The organism is Corynebacterium sp. 239_CJEI (assembly GCF_001055995.1).
Taxonomy (GTDB): Bacteria; Actinomycetota; Actinomycetes; order Mycobacteriales; family Mycobacteriaceae; genus Corynebacterium; species Corynebacterium jeikeium_D.
The window spans coordinates 12,474-30,476 of sequence record NZ_JVOW01000028.1; the positions used below are offsets into that span (position 1 = coordinate 12,474).

General features: G+C 60.6%; 16 protein-coding genes and 1 riboswitch. Of the genes, 10 read left to right on the plus strand and 6 right to left on the minus strand.

Annotated features, from left to right (window positions below):
- Positions 1-239 precede the first annotated feature (239 nt).
- From ftsE to ADB08_RS07580, 4 genes are all read left to right on the plus strand, one after another.
- Positions 240-929: a cell division ATP-binding protein FtsE gene (gene ftsE, locus ADB08_RS07565; protein WP_016423233.1), complete on the plus strand. Its 690-nt coding sequence runs from the start codon at positions 240-242 to the stop codon at positions 927-929.
- Positions 930-977: 48 nt separating this feature from the next.
- Positions 978-1,880 (plus strand): permease-like cell division protein FtsX, encoded by a 903-nt coding sequence (ftsX, locus tag ADB08_RS07570; RefSeq protein WP_016423232.1) that lies wholly within the window; start codon positions 978-980, stop codon positions 1,878-1,880.
- An 83-nt stretch (positions 1,881-1,963) separates the two neighbouring features.
- A complete protein-coding gene (gene ppk2, locus ADB08_RS07575; RefSeq protein WP_049172194.1) occupies positions 1,964-2,869 on the plus strand; it encodes a polyphosphate kinase 2 in 906 nt (301 codons plus the stop codon).
- Between the two features lie 100 nt (positions 2,870-2,969).
- The gene (locus ADB08_RS07580; RefSeq protein ID WP_049172196.1) at positions 2,970-4,097 is read left to right on the plus strand and encodes a 3-hydroxyisobutyryl-CoA hydrolase; all 1,128 of its coding nucleotides are present in this window, start codon (positions 2,970-2,972) and stop codon (positions 4,095-4,097) included.
- Here the strand turns inward: ADB08_RS07580 and ADB08_RS07585 are convergent.
- On the minus strand, positions 4,094-5,050 hold the full coding sequence (locus ADB08_RS07585) for a MinD/ParA family ATP-binding protein (RefSeq protein WP_239660038.1): 957 nt from the start codon (positions 5,048-5,050) through the stop codon (positions 4,094-4,096). The genes ADB08_RS07580 and ADB08_RS07585 overlap by 4 nt on opposite strands.
- A 51-nt stretch (positions 5,051-5,101) precedes the next feature.
- Positions 5,102-5,896: a YwiC-like family protein gene (locus ADB08_RS07590; protein ID WP_065419938.1), complete on the minus strand. Its 795-nt coding sequence runs from the start codon at positions 5,894-5,896 to the stop codon at positions 5,102-5,104.
- Positions 5,897-6,005: 109 nt separating this feature from the next.
- Positions 6,006-6,175: riboswitch (FMN riboswitch) on the plus strand.
- A gap of 10 nt (positions 6,176-6,185) precedes the next feature.
- Between ADB08_RS07590 and pnuC the strand changes: the two genes are divergently transcribed.
- Both pnuC and ADB08_RS07600 read left to right on the plus strand, forming a co-directional pair.
- On the plus strand, positions 6,186-6,905 hold the full coding sequence (gene pnuC, locus ADB08_RS07595) for a nicotinamide riboside transporter PnuC (RefSeq protein WP_049172200.1): 720 nt from the start codon (positions 6,186-6,188) through the stop codon (positions 6,903-6,905).
- A 10-nt stretch (positions 6,906-6,915) separates the two neighbouring features.
- Complete coding sequence (locus ADB08_RS07600) at positions 6,916-7,575, plus strand: hypothetical protein (protein WP_016423226.1); 660 nt, start codon at positions 6,916-6,918, stop codon at positions 7,573-7,575.
- On the opposite strand, the gene ADB08_RS07605 is transcribed toward ADB08_RS07600, so the two are convergent.
- From ADB08_RS07605 to ADB08_RS07615, 3 genes are all read right to left on the minus strand, one after another.
- Complete coding sequence (locus ADB08_RS07605; protein ID WP_049172202.1) at positions 7,572-9,272, minus strand: FUSC family protein; 1,701 nt, start codon at positions 9,270-9,272, stop codon at positions 7,572-7,574. The two genes, ADB08_RS07600 and ADB08_RS07605, sit on opposite strands and share 4 nt — an antisense overlap.
- A 24-nt stretch (positions 9,273-9,296) precedes the next feature.
- Entirely contained in the window at positions 9,297-10,943 is a 1,647-nt protein-coding gene (locus ADB08_RS07610) for a peptide chain release factor 3 (protein WP_049172204.1), read from the minus strand.
- A 98-nt stretch (positions 10,944-11,041) separates the two neighbouring features.
- Positions 11,042-11,935, minus strand: a complete 894-nt coding sequence (locus tag ADB08_RS07615; protein ID WP_049172207.1) for a Cof-type HAD-IIB family hydrolase — start codon at positions 11,933-11,935, stop codon at positions 11,042-11,044.
- 183 nt (positions 11,936-12,118) lie between these two features.
- Between ADB08_RS07615 and ADB08_RS07620 the strand changes: the two genes are divergently transcribed.
- Positions 12,119-13,570: a glyceraldehyde-3-phosphate dehydrogenase gene (locus ADB08_RS07620; protein ID WP_049172209.1), complete on the plus strand. Its 1,452-nt coding sequence runs from the start codon at positions 12,119-12,121 to the stop codon at positions 13,568-13,570.
- Between the two features lie 79 nt (positions 13,571-13,649).
- Positions 13,650-13,961 carry a hypothetical protein gene (locus ADB08_RS07625; RefSeq protein ID WP_065421662.1) on the plus strand — a complete coding sequence of 104 codons (312 nt, stop codon included), beginning with the start codon at positions 13,650-13,652 and terminating at the stop codon, positions 13,959-13,961.
- Between the two features lie 96 nt (positions 13,962-14,057).
- Here ADB08_RS07625 and ADB08_RS07630 read toward each other — a convergent pair whose 3' ends face one another.
- A complete protein-coding gene (locus tag ADB08_RS07630) occupies positions 14,058-14,801 on the minus strand; it encodes an IS110 family transposase (RefSeq protein WP_049172312.1) in 744 nt (247 codons plus the stop codon).
- 207 nt (positions 14,802-15,008) lie between these two features.
- Here ADB08_RS07630 and ADB08_RS07635 point away from each other — a divergent pair, with 207 nt between their 5' ends.
- Entirely contained in the window at positions 15,009-15,590 is a 582-nt protein-coding gene (locus tag ADB08_RS07635) for an ECF transporter S component (protein WP_224784316.1), read from the plus strand.
- 107 nt (positions 15,591-15,697) lie between these two features.
- Positions 15,698-17,899, plus strand: coding sequence for an ATP-binding cassette domain-containing protein (locus ADB08_RS07640; protein WP_239660039.1), 2,202 nt, complete (start codon positions 15,698-15,700; stop codon positions 17,897-17,899).
- The last annotated feature ends 104 nt before the right edge of the window (positions 17,900-18,003 follow it).

Below are 18,003 nucleotides of genomic sequence, written 5' to 3' on the forward strand. Positions count from 1 at the left end.
TTTAATCCTCGTGTTTAATCTTTCATGGCTCATTGTAATCGAACAGGCAAGCGAATTAAAGGGGTATTTAAAGATTTTTGGGGAAAATAATTTCGAATGCCGCTATGGCGTGAGCTTTCGTGCAGTCGCGCGCTCTGGGGTAGCGTTCGACGCCGCCTGTTCCCGCAATCCCGTCACGGCGACCAATTCCACGCATTCCAGAGTGACTTGAGTGGCTTAAGTGATTAGAGTGTCTACTTATGATCACTTTCGACGGGGTTACCAAGTCCTACTCGACTTCTAGCCGACCAGCTCTCGACGACGTTTCAGTCCACATAGATAAAGGTGAGTTTGTCTTTCTCATTGGACCGTCGGGCTCTGGTAAGTCGACCTTCCTGCGCCTTATGGTGCGTGAAGAGAAAGTGGATTCAGGAAAACTGACGGTTGCAGACCAGGATCTAACCAAGATTTCTCGTCGCAACATCCCTAAATTGCGTCAAAAAGTGGGGTATGTCTTCCAGGACTTCCGCCTGCTGCCAAAGAAGACGGTGTACGAAAATGTCGCGTTCGCGTTGCAGGTAATTGGCAAGCCGAAGGCGAAAATCGACAAGGCAGTTCCGGAAACGCTCGAAATGGTCGGGCTCTCGGGCAAGGAAAACCGCTACCCGCACGAGTTGTCTGGTGGTGAGCAGCAGCGCGTCGCCATTGCTCGCGCCTTCGTCAACCGCCCGCTCATCTTGCTTGCCGACGAGCCCACCGGCAACCTCGACCCAAGCACCTCCGGTGACATCATGCTCCTGCTTGACCGCATCAATCGCATGGGCACGACCGTTATTGTGTCGACTCACGACAACGATGCCGTGGACTCCATGCGTCGCCGCGTGCTGGAGCTGGAGCTGGGGCGTCTCGTGCGTGACGACGCCACGGGTGTTTACGGCCTGAACAACTAGCAGACAGTCCATCGGTAGAAGAACTCATTCGAAAGGTATTACTGACCTATGAAGACTCGCTTTGTCCTCGGTGAGGCTTTCTCCTCCTTGGGCCGAAACATCACGATGACCATCGCGATGATTATTACGACTGCGGTGTCGTTGGCGCTGCTTGCGACGGGCATCCTGGTTACTGAGCAGACCAGCCGCACGAAGGATCTCTATCTCGATCGAGTAGAAGTGCAGATTGAGCTGAATGAACAAATCTCCGCCGAAGACCAAACTTGCTCCTCGCCGGAGTGCGCTGACGTCGTCGGCAAGCTTGAAGAGGCTGACGGCATTGATTCGGTGACCTTCCGAAATCGTCAGCAAAACTTTGACCACTTCGTGGAGATGTTCAAGGACAGTGACCCCGTGCTCGTGGAAAATGCGACGCCGGAGTCGCTGCCGGCTGTCGTGATGGTGCGTTTGAGCGATCCGACCGATGTCAGCCCGCTCGATCCGATTCGGGAGCTGCCACAGGTCGACCACGTTACTGACCAGCATGAAGAGATCGGTACTGCAGCTCAGAACTTGGATTCGGTGCGAAATGCGACCTTCCTGCTGGCTGCGGTGCAGGCCGTTGCCGCTGTGTTCCTGATTGCGAACATGGTGCAGATTGCGGCGTTCTCGCGTCGTAAGGAAGTTGAGATTATGCGCATGGTCGGTGCCAGCCGTTGGTTCACGCAGGCGCCGTTCGTCCTCGAGGCTGTGATTGCGTCGCTGATTGGTGGTGTGCTGGCCATTGGTGCGCTGTTCCTGGGCAAGGCGACGGTCATCGATCCGGCGCTGAGTAACCTGTACAAGGCACAGCTCCTGGCGCCGCTGACCAACGGCGATATCGGTGTGGTGGCGCCGATCGTGGTCGTTATTGGCATGGTCTTCGCTGGGCTTGTTGCGCAGGTCACGCTGCGTCTTTACTCACGCGACTAGGGTTGCAAAAAGGTTAGCTATTAGGCCCCGCGGTTAAACCCGGCGAATAGGGTCGTCGCGCCCTGCCGGGTAAACTGTGGACTATGAATAATGACGACGTCCAGCGCCCACCGAAGCTCGACAAGAAGGCTTATGAGGCCGAGCTTAAAAAGCTCCAGGCAGAGCTCGTCGAAATGCAGCAGTGGGTAGTAGAAACCGGTGCCCGAATTGTCATCGTGATGGAGGGGCGTGACGCTGCCGGCAAGGGGTCGGCCATTAAGCGCATCACGCAGTACCTGAACCCCCGTACCTGCCGTGTTGAGGCTCTGCCGGCCCCAACTAGCCGTGAGCAGGGTCAGTGGTACTTCCAGCGGTACGTCGAAAAGCTGCCGACTGCTGGTGAAATCGTGATTTTCGACCGCTCCTGGTACAACCGTGCCGGCGTTGAGCGGGTCATGGGCTTCTGCACCTCCCAGGAGTACCGTCGCTTCTTGCATCAGGCGCCGATTTTTGAGCGTCTGCTGGTCGAAGATGGCATTATCCTGCGTAAGTACTGGTTCTCTGTGTCGGACGAGGAGCAGGTTGCCCGCTTCAAGTCCCGCCGTGAGGATCCGCTGCGCCGCTGGAAGCTCTCGCCGATGGATTTGGAGTCCATCACCCGCTGGGAGGATTACTCCCGTGCAAAGGATGAGATGTTCATCCACACCGATATCCCGTCCGCACCGTGGTTCACGGTTGAGTCTGAGGATAAGAAGCGTTCGCGTATCAATGTCATCAACCACCTGTTGACGACCATTCCGTACGAGCGCATTCACCGCGATGTTCCGGAAATCCCGGAGCGTCCGGAGTCGGAGGGAAGCTACGAGCGTCCGCCGCGCACGGAGTTCCGCTATGTGCCGGACGTTGCCGCCAATCTCGAGGCTGACCGCGTAAAGGGCGCAGGCAAGTCCGATAAGAAGGGCAAGAAGCACAAGAAGGGCAAAAAGGACAAGAAGAGCAAGAAGAAGTAGCTCCTTAGTCTCAGTGAGGTTCTGGTCGTCAGAACCTTCGCAGCAGAACCTTCCCGTCAGAACCTTTCCCTGGTTAGTTATCTGTGTCACACTGGGTGACATGACTGCTACTGATAACGGTTCTGGCACTGCACGCACCGAGGTCGATGAGCCGAAGGTGCTGCGAGAAGTCCACGGGCGATCTGGTCACCTTCGGCTGAATAGGCCGAAGGCACTTAATTCGCTCGATTTGGATATGGTCACCGAGGTCGTCGAGGGGCTCCGCGCATGGCGTGACGACGACTCGGTGGACCACATTGTTGTTTCATCCGGTCACCCCAAGGCGTTTTGTGCCGGTGGTGATGTGCGCGCAGTTCGGCAGGCTGTGCTCGATGGTGTTCCGGAGCAGGGGGAGGAGTTTTTCCGGGATGAGTACGAGATGAACGCGATGATTGCGGAATTCGCGCAGTCCAAGCCATATATCGCGATTATTGATGGCATCGCTATGGGCGGTGGCCTTGGTGTTTCCATGCACGGCTCCCACCGAATCGTGACCGAGCGTGCCAGCGCTTCCATGCCAGAAATGGCAATCGGCTTTATTCCCGACGTTGGAATTACCCACTTTTCGCAGCATGTGAACACGCGGTTAGGAGGGCCCTCGTCGGCAATCGCGAGGTTTACCGGGCTGACCGGTTACCGCCTAACTGCGGCGGACATGCTGTGGTCTGGATGGGCGACACATGCGGTGCCATCCGCGCAGCTGGACGAGTTTGTTGCGGCTCTGGACCGCGATGGAATTGATTCGGCGCTCGCGGAGTATGCGCTCGATGTGGACTCAGCTGAGGCTCGTGATCTGCTCGGGGATCCGCAGTTGGCCGAGTGGAGCGACTGCATTGAGGCTTGCTTTGGGGCTGATACCTGGGCGGAGATTGAGCGAGCTCTCAACGAAGCCGCTGAGGCGGGCTCTTGTGCATCGTCAACAGTGGAGACTTTTCGCGACCTGCTGGCACCCGCCAACCCGGAAAGTCTCGTAGCGGCCGTGGAACTCTATGCGGCTAACTCGGCCCACGAGGTCACCTTGCAGGAGGCGCTAGACCGGGAGATGAAGCTTGGCGCTTACATGCGTCAGCACCCCAATTTTGCCGAAGGCGTGCGGGCGGTTTTGGTGGACAAGGACCGCGACGCCACCTTCAAGCCCGCCTCCGTTCAGGAGGTCGATGTCGAGGGGATTCGTCAGCACCTGAGCTAAATAAAACTGTGACGGCCAGTCGTCGGCGCGAAATCATCGGCAATCATGGCCGCCAATTCGAGATAACTCTGGGTGGTGGCGGGCTGGAGATTGTCCAGCTCGATATTGGCACCATTCGCGATATGCGGATCGTAGGGGATGACCTGTACTGCGCGGCAGCGCTGGGCAAATAACTCGTGCACGGTCTCTGTGGACAGTCCCTGTTTATTTAGCTCGTTGACCACCACGACAGTGGTAGAGACCAGCCGTTCGAAGCCGTGCGCTGAAAGCCAGTCCAATGTCGTCCAGGCGCTTTTCACGCCGTCCAGTGCAGGCGTGGTGACCAGCACCAGACAATTGGCCGCAGACAGAATCGAAGCGGAGATGGGCTGCGTCAGGCCGGTACCGCAGTCTGTCAGACTCACGTTGTAATGCCGCCGAAGGATGTCGAGGGCCGCGCAGTATTCGCCGTCGGAAAGCGCGATCGTCGATGTCGGATTTTGGTCGCTGCCGACAACCTCCAGCCGTGACGGCGTGTGTGATGTATATGCGCGGACCTGCGCGTATTTGTCCGTATCCGGGGCTCGGAGCAGATCGCGAATAGATGCGGGATTGGCTGCGGTGACGCGTGCACCGAGGGTGCCAAAGTCCGGATTCGCGTCGATTGCGACGATTCGGTCACTGCGCAGGCTTGCAAGCGTGGCGCCCAGGCACATGGTTGTCGACGTCTTGCCAACGCCGCCCTTCACGCTGATAACAGCGATGTTGTAGTCACCGTAGATAGGCTGTCGCACCCGCTCTATCAGCTCGCGTTGCTTGCGTGCCGACGATGATTCCCGCGGTGAAATTGCGCCCCAGGTGGCCTTATGAACCCAGCTGCGCCAGCCCGACTGTGGTGCCTGCCGCGAGTTCAGGCTAGCGGCCAAGTCTGAGACGGAAACTGCGTGATTGACTGCGTGTTTGGTGGAAGCCATAGACTTCATCCCCTCCCCAAAAATCCCCAAAGTATGTCCCCGCCGTCGTTTTTACCACGCAGCCAGGACGACGGCGACTCCAAAGAAGGCATCGAGAATTCCGACCTGTTTCGGAGTCCACGGCCGAGCGCGGCGAGCGCCGGAGATTGGCATGGTAAAAGACCTGATGAGAAGCCCAATTGCGACGATGGGCACACCGATGCTGATGAGGTTCCGGTCGTGGAGGAGGAGCCACCCGATGATGGCCACGGCGGTAATGAGAACGTGATACGTGACCGAGCCAATGAGCCACTGGCGGTTGCCGCGCTTGCGAATCATAGTTTTTACATAGGGCACGGTGCCGACGAAATATCCAGCGTAGATAGCCGCAATTGCCCAAGCTTTCGGGGTTGGTCCGGCGATGATAGGCACCATGAGGCTAGCGGCCAGAACGGTGGAGACACCAGAGAGAAGTGAGCGCGGTCGGCGGCGGTAGGTCTCCCAAATAGCGATAGCGGCAAGAGGGGCAATGAGGGCGACCCAGGTGAGGAGGGAAACGTCGGCAAGCAGTGTGATGCAGCCGGCGACGGCAGTGAGCGCGGTGTACGTGGCGGCGGGTGCGAGGTGGCGGCGTTGGCGACGAGAGCGGAGCCAGACGCTCACGGCGAAGAATGCGAAGTAGCCGAGCAGCCAGGTCGCGGTGACGGCAAGGCCTGTCCATGTGGGGGTGAGGGCGAGAGCGGTCAGCGGGGGAATGGTGACCATGAACCAGGCGCCGTGCTGGTCCGGAACCCAGCCAGCGGAGCGCTTGTGATGGGAGCGGCGGGCGGGGCGGGGAGGACGTGGTTGGCGGGGCTTTTGGCTCATACTACGCATTGTAGATGCGTAATTATGTCGGGGCTGTATTAGAACCTCATATTGAAACCTCATTGAATAAAATGCACATGCGCGCAAGGCGACAGTGCTAACGTTGAACTCGCATTCTCAGGGCGAGGTGAAATTCCTCACCGGTGGTGATGCTGCGGCTGACGCAGACAAGTCCACGAGCGCCCTACCTGTGGCCAGAAGGGTCGTCAGGTAGGGGACAAGCAGATTTCGGTTGGAATCCGAAACCGACGGTCATAGTCCGGATGAAAGAGAAGGAGTTGAATAATTCGTGGAATACGTGTCGGATTTTTTGGTGGGTTTCCTCACTGCACAGCTCAGTGTGGCGGGAGCACCAATCTTGATTCGTGAAATTGTCGGTAACCTCTTTGGCCTGGCGTGTGCCTTCCTAGGTATGAAACGGAAGGTATGGGCTTGGCCGGTCGGCATTATCGGAAATGCCTTGCTGTTTACCGTCTTCCTCGGCGGAGTTTTCCACACGCCACAAAATCTTGATCTCTATGGCCAGGCTGGGCGTCAGGTCATGTTTATCGTCGTCAGTCTCTACGGGTGGTTCAGCTGGGTCAAGAGCCGCAATCAGAGCGGTGACGAGGTCGCAATTGAGCCGCGGTGGGCGACGGCATCGGAACGCATTGGGATGATTACCGTGGCTATCTTCGCCACTGTGATTTGTGCCAATATCTTTGAGATGCTGGGCTCGTGGGGGCCATGGGCCGATGCCTGGATTTTCGTCGGTTCGATGTTGGCGACCTGGGGTATGGCCCGCGGGTGGAACGAATTCTGGCTAATTTGGATTGCCGTTGACGCCGTGGGAGTGCCGTTGCTGCTCAAGGGTGGCTACTACCCGTCGGCGGCGCTGTACCTCTTCTACGGATGCTTCGTTATTTGGGGCTTTGTCTCCTGGGTTCGCCTCGAGCACCAGAGCGACAGTGACCAGCAGAAGAGCTCCGAGACCGACCAAGTACCGGCTTTGGCAGCAGCCGAGCGGTAGGATAGTCCAGGTGAGCTTCCGACCAGATAACTCCCGTACCAACCGCGCCCATCAAGCCGAAGAGCGTGCCCGCAGTCTCGTGCAGGACGTCCTCGACCGCGAGGAGCGGGTACGCAACAATCTGGCCAGCGCTGATGTCGACCCGTGGACGATGCGCTTCGTCGTCGATGAGTCGATTTCTGAGGGCGCAATCATCACCTGGCGCAATGAGGCCACTCGTGCCCGCCGCATCATGCGCCGCTATGACATTCAGCGGGGCTACCGCGAGAAGTTGCGCGAAGTTGAAAAGCGCATCGATGCCATGTTGCACCTCGCGGAATCGCTGGAGGAGTCGTGGGACGCCGCGGCACACGCCTCGAAGAGGCTTTCCGACGCGGAGGCCCGCGATGTCGCAGCCTTTGAACGTGAGCGCGAGCGGCAAAATGACGCGGCAGAGACTAAGCGGCAGCGTGAGGAGAAGGTCCGCAAGTTCCGTCGGAAAGCGGAAAATATTGCTACCGACGCGTGGGACGCGGGCCGTGACGCGCTGGAGAAGCTGCCGCCGCTGTCGTCTTCGCTGAAGGACATCGCGGCTAAGTTCCGTTCGCGGGGCTCGGAGGAGGAACCGCGCGAGGTACGGCGGGCAACAGCCCGCGACCTGCGCAAGGAGCCCCCGCTGCCGGAGGACTAGCGCTCCTCAGCTTTAGCTGCCTGGACTACCTCAGCGAGCTTGGAAATCTCCTCGTGAGAGGGGCGGATATCCGGATGCGTGCGACAGTAGTCCAGCAACAAATAGCCAGCTGTGCGAATGCGACGATGCCCATCCCAGTGTGGAGTGGCGATTTCGGGGTCGTTGGTGGCCAAAGACGAGATGGCCTGGCGCTCACTGAGCAGCTCGTACTGGAGATCTCGACGAATATCGAGCGCCTGATTCGGAGTACCGGTTAGCAGCGCGCCGAGAAGAGCGCCCATCTGTCGATAGCAGCGCGGAATATGACGCAGGTAGTGCTTTTCAATGCTCTCGGTTGGCCAGAAGTGCAGGACAGCGAGAGCCAGCGCGCAGGCGATACCGACTTCCAAGACACGATCGGTCACAATCGGTGCGAGTTCGCCAGCGACGTTTCCGCCCAGCAGCAGCGCCAATGGAGTGGTGACGATTGTCGTCAGCGCATAGTTCTTCACCACGAGAACCTCCGCGCCGAATTGGCAGGCTGCAAGCGCGATAAGTAGCGTCCAGCTGTCCAGGCCAAAGGAAAAGAGCAGCGCATAGAGGAAAATGCCGATAATCGAGCCCACCATGCGGTGAATCCCTCGGATCGAACCAGCGGTGCGGTCGGGACCCCACTGCAGAGTCATCAATGCGCTGACCACCGCCCAGTCAGGCCGGTCGAGACCGACAAGCACGCTAATGAGACCAGCTAAGCCACCAGTAATAGCAACCTTTGCCGCAGTCATTGACGCATGGGAATAGCGATCGAAAGAGCGGAAGATTCGGTAACTCACGCTTGGTCGCGCGAGTGGAATGGTTGTCTGTGTCTCGTCGAAGAGGTTAGGCGTGTCCACGATGTCCACAGCGCTGCCGTGCACGCCCAAGCGTCCGCGAATAGCAATCAGCCGCTGATGAGCAGCAATGACACGGTTGACCAGTTCTGTATGGGAAGGCCTGACGATTTTGCTGCCACGGATGATGCCTGCGTCGGCAAGCGATTCCCATGCGTCAGTGAGTGCAGTTTGCGCCTGATGATGAACGGCGAACGATGTCGAGTCTGACTTTTCCATCGCATCGATGGCTGATTCAAGGGATTCGACAGCTGCCATCTCGGGGCCATGCGGATTCCACAACCGCGGTGCCATGCCGATGACTATCGCGGAAAGCACGCCAACGGTAGCCCACATGGCGGTTTCCACCGGGTTGAAGCCGAGGCGGGCGATCATTGTTGTGCCGCCGGAGACCATCACAATAAAAAATGAACCCGGCGGTGGCAGGCGCAGTGCGTTTTGAATAAAAGCGCCGATGGTGGCCAGTATCGTCGTAAAAAGCGCAATGAGCAGCAGCCATAGATTGCTGCCGCCGGAAGCGATCTCACCGTGGACCACTGATCCGACAAAACTGCCGGACATAACTCCGGCGATCAGGCATAGCCCGGCGATGGCCATCACGCGCAGACGACTGCGGTAGGGGTGGCCTTCGCCATAGATGACCACGCACCCACCAGCGGCGATAAGGAGCATCTCCGAGCCATGTCCGGTGAGAAGTGCCACGGCACCCGGCAGGAATAGCGCGAGTGCTGCGCGGAGGGCACCTGGCCATCTCTGCGCACGGGAGTGGAAGGCAGTAAAAAGTTGCCATGCACTTGGTTGTGGAGGAAGCTCAACCGTTTGGCTCAATGTTGGTGAAATCTCCTTAAAACTCTAGTCAGCGACCAGCGTCTCGAGCGTGAACTCCGGGTGCTCCTTCTCAATGAAGGACAGCTTCCACTTGTCGCCGAAGAGGGCGATGAGGGCGCCGTCGGAACGCGTGAAGATCTCCACGCCGCGCTGCTTTGCCAGCTCAGGCGCGGTCTCTTCGTCCGTGCGGCGGGCGACGGAGTAGGGGATGGGCTCGGCGATGGTCTCGACGTTGTACTCGTTTTCCATGCGTGCCATCATGACCTCGAACTGCATCGGGCCGACCGCGGCCATCACCGGGGCGGCATCGCCGCGGGTATCGTTGCGCAGAATCTGCACCACGCCCTCGGCATCGAGCTGATCGACAGCTTTGCGGAACTGCTTGTACTTGCCCAGGCTCTTGGCGCGCAGAGTGCGGAAGTGCTCGGGCGCGAACTGCGGCATCGGCTTGAATTGAACCTTGCGGCCCTCGTAGATCGTGTCACCCGGCGCCAGTGAACCCGCATTGACCAGGCCGACAATGTCGCCCGGGTAAGCCGTCTCCACAGTCGAACGTGTCCGGCCGAAAACGGTCAAAGCATACTTTGTGGAGAAAGTACGTCCCGACTGCGCATGCGTGACCTGCATGCCGCGGTCAAACTCGCCAGAGACAACGCGCATGAAGGCCAGCTTGTCGCGGTGGTGCGTATCCATACCCGCCTGCACCTTGAACACGACGCCCGAAAAATCATCCGTCGGTTCGCGCTTTTCGACGATAGCCCCCTGGCCGCCAGCCGCTGCAGCGGCAACGGCAGCCGGGTCGGACTCGCGGGCACCAGGTGCCGGAGCCAGCTCGCAGAGAGTGTCCAGGATCTGGTGGACACCCCAGTTCAGCATGGCGGAGGCGAAAATCACCGGAGAGGTGTCGCCAGCGAGGTACATCTCCTGGTCGTGGTCAGCGCTATCGGCGGAAAGTAGCTCGGACTCCTCGGCTGCCGTCTCCCAGGCGTCGCCCTGCTCTGCGGAGGCCTCATCTGGGGTGAGGTGACGCTCAGCGGCAATAGTGGCGCCACCGGCAGTGCGCTCGAAGCCGATGAACTGCTTGGCTTCGCCGTCCTCACCACGCTCCAGCAGACCGCGGAAGTCGCCGGCCTCACCAACTGGCCAGTACAGCGGAGTCGGTTGCAGTCCAATCTCCGCGACAATCTCATCCATCAACTCCAGGGGAGCCTTACCCGGGCGGTCCCACTTGTTGATGACGGTGACGATGGGAATTCCGTTGGACTTACAAACCCGGAACAGCTTCAACGTCTGAGGCTCGAGACCCTTGGCACCGTCGACAAGCATGACAGCGGCGTCGACAGCGGTGAGCACACGGTAGGTGTCCTCGGAGAAATCAGCGTGACCAGGCGTATCGACGAGATTGATCATGTACGGCTCGCCGTCGTGCCCCTCTGGCTGGTACTCGAACTGCAGCGCGGAAGAGGCAATCGAGATGCCGCGATCCTTCTCCATGTCCATCCAGTCGGACACAGTCGACTTGCGGCCGGCCTTGCCGTGGACAGCACCGGCTTCGTTAATGACATGAGCATGTAGCGCCAGCGCCTCGGTGAGCGTGGACTTACCGGCATCCGGGTGTGCGATGACGGCGAATGTGCGGCGGCGTGCGGCTTCTTCGGCGAGAGTGGTCACAGGGAAACTACGCTTTCCTTAAAAAGAAAATCGGAATAAGGGAATCGGGTTCAACCTTTCTAACTTACCGCTCCAGTGGGGTAAGGGGTCAATTGCAGTTAGAGGTTGAACAGCTCGCGCAGCGTCGTGATGACGCCTTCCTCCGCGTTCGACGGTGAGATGTCGGTGGCGCGGCGTTTGATTTCCGGGTGACCGTTGGACATGGCAAACGAACGGCCTGCGTGGTCGATGAGCTCGAGATCATTCAGGTAGTCAACGAAGCAGACAGTTTCGGCAGGAGAGACACCTAGGGCCTCCTGCAGGGCGGCGAGTGCCGTGCCCTTGTTGGTGTTGGCATCGATGAGGTCGACCCAGTGGGCACCGGAGACTACCGCGCGCAAGTGCGAGCTTTGGGAACGCAGGTAATCGGCCGATTCCTCTTCGACGGAGTAAGGATCAAAGGCGGCAATTTTGACGATGCCGTCCTCGGCGGCAGCGGCGATGACATCATCGACCTTCTGCAGCTTCAGGTAGTACTTGGCGGCCTCGTTGAACTGCAGCTGCTGAACTTCCTCCGGAATATTGAAATGCGGCGGGAAAAACTCCACGTATGCGCTGGCAGCGCCGCAGATAATAACCGACAGGGGAGTACGGCCCGCCGCCACACGGTTGTCGTTGAACTGGCGGATCGCGTGTACCAACTGAGTGACGATGTCGTGGTCGATACTGGTAACCGAAACCACCTCGCCCGCATCCGCGACATAGTTGCCGTTTTCCGCAATGATTGGGATGCGGTGTGCAATGGGGGCGAACTGGTCGGCCAGAGTTGCGTACTGGCGGCCCGACGCGGGAGCGAAGTGGACACCGCGGTCGAGCAGCTCCGTGACTACCGGCCAAAAGGACTCCGGGATTTCCTTGTCTTCATTTAGTAGAGTCCCGTCCATATCCGTGACTACAAGGCGGTATGGCGGCTGGGCGGGAGATTGCTGCTGGATATCCAGGGGTTCCGTCATGGCTCTTATTCTAACGGGTAAGTAGGGTTCAATTTTCTTCCTTGAGGTGTCTCCCGGTGTCTCCCCCGATTGGGTGAAAGCTGGGCCACAATACGGGGTACCCAGTTGAGGGCGATAGCCGGTGAATAGCGTGTGCGGGGTATTTTGAGGGGGAACTCATACTCATTTAAGCCAGGAGGATTTATGTCGGATTCGGCCCCCATCAAGCGCAATGACTGGAATGAGCGCATCAGCCTTGCAGAGCAGATGATCCCCCTCCTGGGACAACTGCGCCGCAACAATGATGTCGTGACTTCAATCTTCGGCCGCCGACTGGAAAACGTTACCGAGACCGGCATCATTAAGTCGCACCGCTACGCCCGTCGCATCACCTCGCAGGAGCTGCCCCTGAGTCAGACCCTGCCGATTCTGCAGGAACTGGTGAAGATGGATCTCGGCACCGCCTCCATTGACCTGGGCGCCCTGGCTACCAGCTTCGAAGAGGAAGGCGGCGATCTGCGCGCATTCCTCGAGCGTGAGCTTGCCGACGTCATCGGTGCCGGGACACAGACCCCGAAGACCGACATTGTCCTCTACGGTTTCGGCCGCATCGGCCGTCTGCTGGCTCGCATTCTGCTGGCTCGTGAGGCACTGTTCAACGGCCCGCGCCTGCGCGCTATTGTGGTTCGCCAGAATGGTGAGGACGACATTGTCAAGCGTGCTTCGCTGCTGCGCCGTGACTCCGTCCACGGTGCATTCGACGGCACCATCTCGGTTGACCGCGAAAACAACATTATTTGGGCAAATGGCACCCCGATTCAGGTCATTTACTCCAATGACCCGGCAACTGTTGACTACACCGCCTACGACATTAACGATGCGATTGTCATCGACAACACCGGTCGTTGGCGTGACCGCGAGGGACTGTCACAGCACCTTCAGTCCAAGGGTGTTTCCAAGGTTCTGCTTACCGCGCCGGGCAAGGGCGATGTGAAGAACATCGTCTACGGAATCAACCACAACATCATCGAGGAATCTGACAACATTTTGTCGGCAGCTTCGTGTACTACCAACGGCATCACCCCGGTGCTGAAGGTCGTCAATGACAAGTGGGGTGTCGAGTTCGGTCACGTCGAGACCGTCCACTCCTTCACCAATGACCAGAACCTGATTGACAACTTCCACAAGGGTTCCCGCCGTGGTCGCGCAGCCACCCTGAACATGGTTCTCACTGAGACTGGTGCCGCAAAGGCCGTCGCCAAGGCTCTGCCGGAGTTCGAGGGCAAGCTGACCGGTAACGCCATCCGCGTTCCCACCCCGGACGTTTCCATGGCGGTGCTGAACCTGACCCTCGACACTGAGGTCGACCGCGACGAAGTCAACAACTACCTGCGTGAGGTTTCCCTCAAGTCCGTTCTGCGCCAGCAGATTGACTACATCCACTCCCCGGAAGTGGTTTCCACCGACTTCGTCGGCTCCACCCATGCTGGCATCGTCGATGGTCTGGCTACCATCGCCAACGGTAAGCACCTGGTGCTCTACGTCTGGTACGACAACGAGTTCGGTTACTCCAACCAGGTCATCCGCATTGCTGAGGAGATCGCAGGCGCTCGTCCGCGGGTCTACCCGAAGCGCAAGCACATCGACGAGCTCTAAGGCGGCGGACCTGAGCTTGAGCTGCTGAGCCCTCGAACGCCCTCTTCCCCCCCCCTCCAAAACCACGGGGGTTGAGGCGATGGGGAGGGCAGGGGAGGGGGACGGGGAGGTTTTTCTGTCCATCGACGACGACCTGGATTCCGCGTATGAGCCGTTCGAGTTGGTGAGGATTGTGATCCTGCCGGAACTGAGCGACGAGGATCTGGTTTTCGGCCTCCAATTCCGGGCCTCCGGCGACATCGAGCACGGGCGGGGGATGAAGATTCGGGAAAGTGATTTCGGGATCGTCGAATACGGCTCGGCGGAAGTGGCCCTGTTCGGCGCCTTGGTGGCGGCGTCCGGCCGCCACTCGGTTCCAATCCGCGTGGGGCCCTATGTGGATTGTCAATAGTCAGGCGGGACTTTCACGTACATCGTATGGGAGGGGTGTAGCCATGACTGATCGCCGGGCCGCATCGTGCGGGCCGGCGGTGATCAGCGCAGCGGTCTACGCAGCCGTGGCGATGGTTCTAGCAGGGATTTCTCGGAAGAACTCACGCCGAGTCAACAGGGCATAGATGTCGTTGCAGCGGCTCCGGGCAAGCCACATCACCGCGGCATTGTGCTTCTGTCCTTCAGCCCGTTTACGCAGGTAGTAGTCGCGCGATGCGGGATGGCAGTGCGACGCGATCCACGCCGATCGAAACATCGCGTTTTTCAACTGTTTATTGCCGGCCCTGGTGGGAAACTCGCCGCGGACCGACGTACCCGACTGCCGGGTGGTCGGTGTGATGCCGGCGTAAGCGGCCAAGTGCGCGGCGTCGGCGAAGTCCTGGCAATCGCCGATGGGCAACACGATGTTAGAGGCGGTCTTGATGCCTACGCCGGGCATCGACATCAAGACCTGGGCAAGAGGGAACGATTCAAGCATCTCCTCGACTTGTCCGGCAATCGTGTCGCGCTGTGCTTGAAGCGCTTTGATGTTCGCCGCCAGCTGGGGAATGACCAATTCTGCTGCCGCAGTGTCGGGTACCGTGACGATTCGCTCGGCAAGGGCGGCGAAAAATGCGTCAACCAGGGCAGCAGGGTCCTTCTTGGCGCGGTTGCGCATCCACTTCAGGACCCGGCCTCGACCTGCGGCGGCCAGTTTTGTCGGACCTTCGTAGTGGATGAGCGAGTCCAGCACCAGCGTGCGGGAGAGAATCTCGCCTGCAAAGACGCGCTCGAGTACGGGGCGAATCTGTGTGAGCACGCTGGGAAGGCGGTTTTTCGTTCGGGGGGAGGCGGGGGTAATTTCAGTAAATTGAGCCTGGCGTAAGCCGATAAGCATTGCCTAACCTAATACTGTTTCAGGTGGTGTCCCCGATCGGGAATCGGCAACGGAAGCGAGGCGGCGACGATGAACGGAAAACGTGGATCGACCGGAGAACCCCTCTCCGGAGGGGGAGCCGGGGACGCGGTGGCGTCGCAGACGGATGACGGGTGGTTGGTGCACGTCGCACCGGTCGCAGCTGGTGGCCGACCATCCACCCGCGACATGCTCGTCGCCGCCGCGATCGGCGTCGCGGGGTCTCTCATCATCGTGCCCCTGACCTACCTGCAGGTGTTCGCCGGCATCGCCCACGTTTATCTCGTCGCGGCGACGCTCGGGTTGTGGTTCCTGCAGTGCGTTGTTCCCCTCATCGTCGTCCGCAAGCCTGGCGCGAGCCTTATCGCGTGCCTTGCCATGGGCGTCGTGTCCGCGGCGACCACCCCGTTCGGCGTCGCCGCAATCGGGGCGCTGACTATGGAAGGATTGCTCATCGAGCTTCCGTTCATGGTCACCCTGTACCGGCGGTGGACGCGTCCCCAGTTCGTGGCGTCGGCGATGTTGTTCTCCGCGCTGATGGGAACGATGGCCCCGCGCGCAGTCGGCGTCGACTCGCCGACCACGCCCATGACCCTGATTAGCTTCGCCGTAGCCTTGGCATCGAGCCTGGTGTTTTTGGTCCTGGGCTTTGCCGTCGCAAAGGGGCTTCGCAGCCGTGGGGTCACCCGGTGACCGGCGGAGCACCCGCGTGCGCCGGTGCGACACGCGGGACGGCCCCGGCCCGGTTACGGGTTAGTGGCGCGGGCGTCCGGCACGCCGATGGGCGATGGGCACCCGACATGGTGGATCTCTCCTTCGATTTCGGCACGATCAACGCCATCACGGGACCCGTGGGATGCGGAAAGACGAGCCTGGCCCACCTCATCGCTGGACTGATCCCCTCGCACATCCCCATCGACCATGCCGGATTCGTGCACATCGTCGATGCCGACGGCACCGAACGCCCCGTGGACGGGGACCGGGTCACCTTCGTCGGGCAAGACCCGTCGACGCAGGTGCTCACGCTCCGAGTCGTCGATGACGTGTCGATGGCCCTCGAGTTTTCCCTCGTGGAAGCCGGCATCGTCGCCAAGCAATCAGCCGAGGCCCTATCGGAGCTCGGGCTGTCAGAGCTCGCGGAGAAGGATCCGTGGGCTTTGTCGGGTGGGCAACGCCAGCGGATGGCCATCGCCGGTGCTGTGGCCAGGGCGCCGGAGGTCATGATCTTCGACGAGCCCGCGGCCCACGTTGACGAGGACGGTCGTCGGTCGCTGTTCGCCGCCATCCGTGATTTGCGGTCCCCGGGGCGCGTTATCCTGCTCATCGAGCACGACCTCCGCCCGTTCGACGGGTGGGTCGACACGGTGACAATCCTCGATGCGGACGGGAGCGTCGCCGCGCACGGAGCACCGGAGGGCATCGCGGTGAAGGGCATTGCGACGTCGGCCGCGCCCGCCGGAGCGCCGGACGCCAGTACGCCGGGCACGGGGGCACCGGACCGTCCCGATTTGGAATCGGAGGCGGATGCCGTTCCACTGCTGGCCTTGACCGGAACCCACGTGGCCCGAGGCGGGGAGAGGATTCTGGACGGGGCCGATCTGACACTGGAACGGGGCGAGATTCATGCCCTAGTCGGCGCCAACGGAGCCGGTAAGTCCACCTTGCTGGCGGTGCTGTCAGGCCAGATGAAGGCGGGAGCGAACTTCCGGATCGACGGCGCGTCCGCCCGGCGCGTCCCCGACGCCTTCGCGTCGTGGGCGTTCCAGAACCCCGAGCACCAGTTCACCCGCGCGACCGTCGCCGCGGAAATCGACTCCGCGCTGGCCGGCACGGACCCGCACGGACCACTCGGCGCCGATGAGCTGCGGAAACTGCGGGAAGCCCTGTGCCCCAGGGCACTTGACCCCGTCTCGCCGTTCGTCCTGTCGGGCGGACAGAAAAGACGGTTGGGCATCTTCCTGGCGGTGGCGGCCAATCGCCGTTTGCTGCTTCTCGACGAGCCGTTGGCGCACCTGGATTCGCCGAGCTCGCGCATCGTACTGGATGCGCTAGCGGAATACGCCGGGGCCGGCGGAACCGTTGTGTTCACGTGCCACGACCGCCGTGTCGCGCGAACGTGGGCAGATAGGGCGAGCATCGTCGCCGAAGGGAAGGTCGTCTGGTCCGGTCCCGCAGCCGACCTGCCGGCTTCCCCGGAGTCGTCCCGGCGGGATCGCCCACTGCCCGCGGCCGGTGCACGGACGTCCTTGGACGAAAGCCCCTGGACCAATGAATCCGCCGCTAGAAGGCGCGCGGGGTTGAACGCCATCACGATTGTCGCGGCGGTGATGTTCGTCCTCGTCGCCGGGCTGCTCTCCGGCGGAGACGCCGTTCTCGCCCTGACGGTGGTCGCGTTCCTCGCACTCGCTGCGATCGCGGAACGCGACGTTCGGGCGACGGCGGGGAAGGTCCTTTTTGTCCTGTTAATCGGGGTGTTCTTCGGCCTGCTCGGGTGGCGCTCCGAGTTCTACGGAGGTGGGGATGCGTCGGAAGCCGTCCGCCACGGCATCCATCACGGACTGCTGTTGATGGCCGTGTTCGCGGGGACGGTCCTGGTCTCCGCGTGCATGCGCGTCGAGGAGCTTTTCGACGCCATGGTGCAACGCCTCCGGGTGCCCTACACATGGTGCACCATAGCGATTTCCGGGGTGAGCATCGCAGCGTTCCTGCGCAGTGAAATCCCCCAGCTGACATGGGCGATTAGATTGCGCTCGATGCGACCGGAGCAGTCTTTCCGCTCCGGTTTCATTCGCGCGACGACGCCCGCGCGCATCGCTTTCCCGTTGTTCGTCAGCGCCGTGCGCTGCGCCGAAAAGCTGTCCCTGACCCTGGCGATGCGCAACTTCGGCCTCTATCCGCGGCGTACCTTCCGCACCGATCACCCCTGGCGAGTGCGTGACGGGTTCGCGGCCGCAGCGTCCGCCGCGGTCTTCGTCGCCGCCCTGGTGTCCGCAGTGACTTGACGGGCGCCTGGAACCGGCGGGTCCCGGGCCCGCGAGCGTTTCTGAGCTTGTGCGGAGACGCGCCCCACCCAGTTGCTTCACCCTTTCAACCCTTCAGACACATC

Coding starts and splice junctions, on each gene's coding strand:
- ADB08_RS07580 (WP_049172196.1), top strand. CDS start 2,970: ATGACTGCTACTGATAACGGTTCTGGCACTGCACGCACCGAGGTCGAT.
- ADB08_RS07590 (WP_065419938.1), bottom strand. CDS start 5,896: ATGAGCCAAAAGCCCCGCCAACCACGTCCTCCCCGCCCCGCCCGCCGC.
- ADB08_RS07640 (WP_239660039.1), top strand. CDS start 15,698: ATGGTGGATCTCTCCTTCGATTTCGGCACGATCAACGCCATCACGGGA.
- ppk2 (WP_049172194.1), top strand. CDS start 1,964: ATGAATAATGACGACGTCCAGCGCCCACCGAAGCTCGACAAGAAGGCT.
- ADB08_RS07615 (WP_049172207.1), bottom strand. CDS start 11,935: ATGACGGAACCCCTGGATATCCAGCAGCAATCTCCCGCCCAGCCGCCA.
- ADB08_RS07625 (WP_065421662.1), top strand. CDS start 13,650: ATGGGGAGGGCAGGGGAGGGGGACGGGGAGGTTTTTCTGTCCATCGAC.
- ADB08_RS07585 (WP_239660038.1), bottom strand. CDS start 5,050: ATGGCTTCCACCAAACACGCAGTCAATCACGCAGTTTCCGTCTCAGAC.
- ADB08_RS07620 (WP_049172209.1), top strand. CDS start 12,119: ATGTCGGATTCGGCCCCCATCAAGCGCAATGACTGGAATGAGCGCATC.
- ftsX (WP_016423232.1), top strand. CDS start 978: ATGAAGACTCGCTTTGTCCTCGGTGAGGCTTTCTCCTCCTTGGGCCGA.
- ftsE (WP_016423233.1), top strand. CDS start 240: ATGATCACTTTCGACGGGGTTACCAAGTCCTACTCGACTTCTAGCCGA.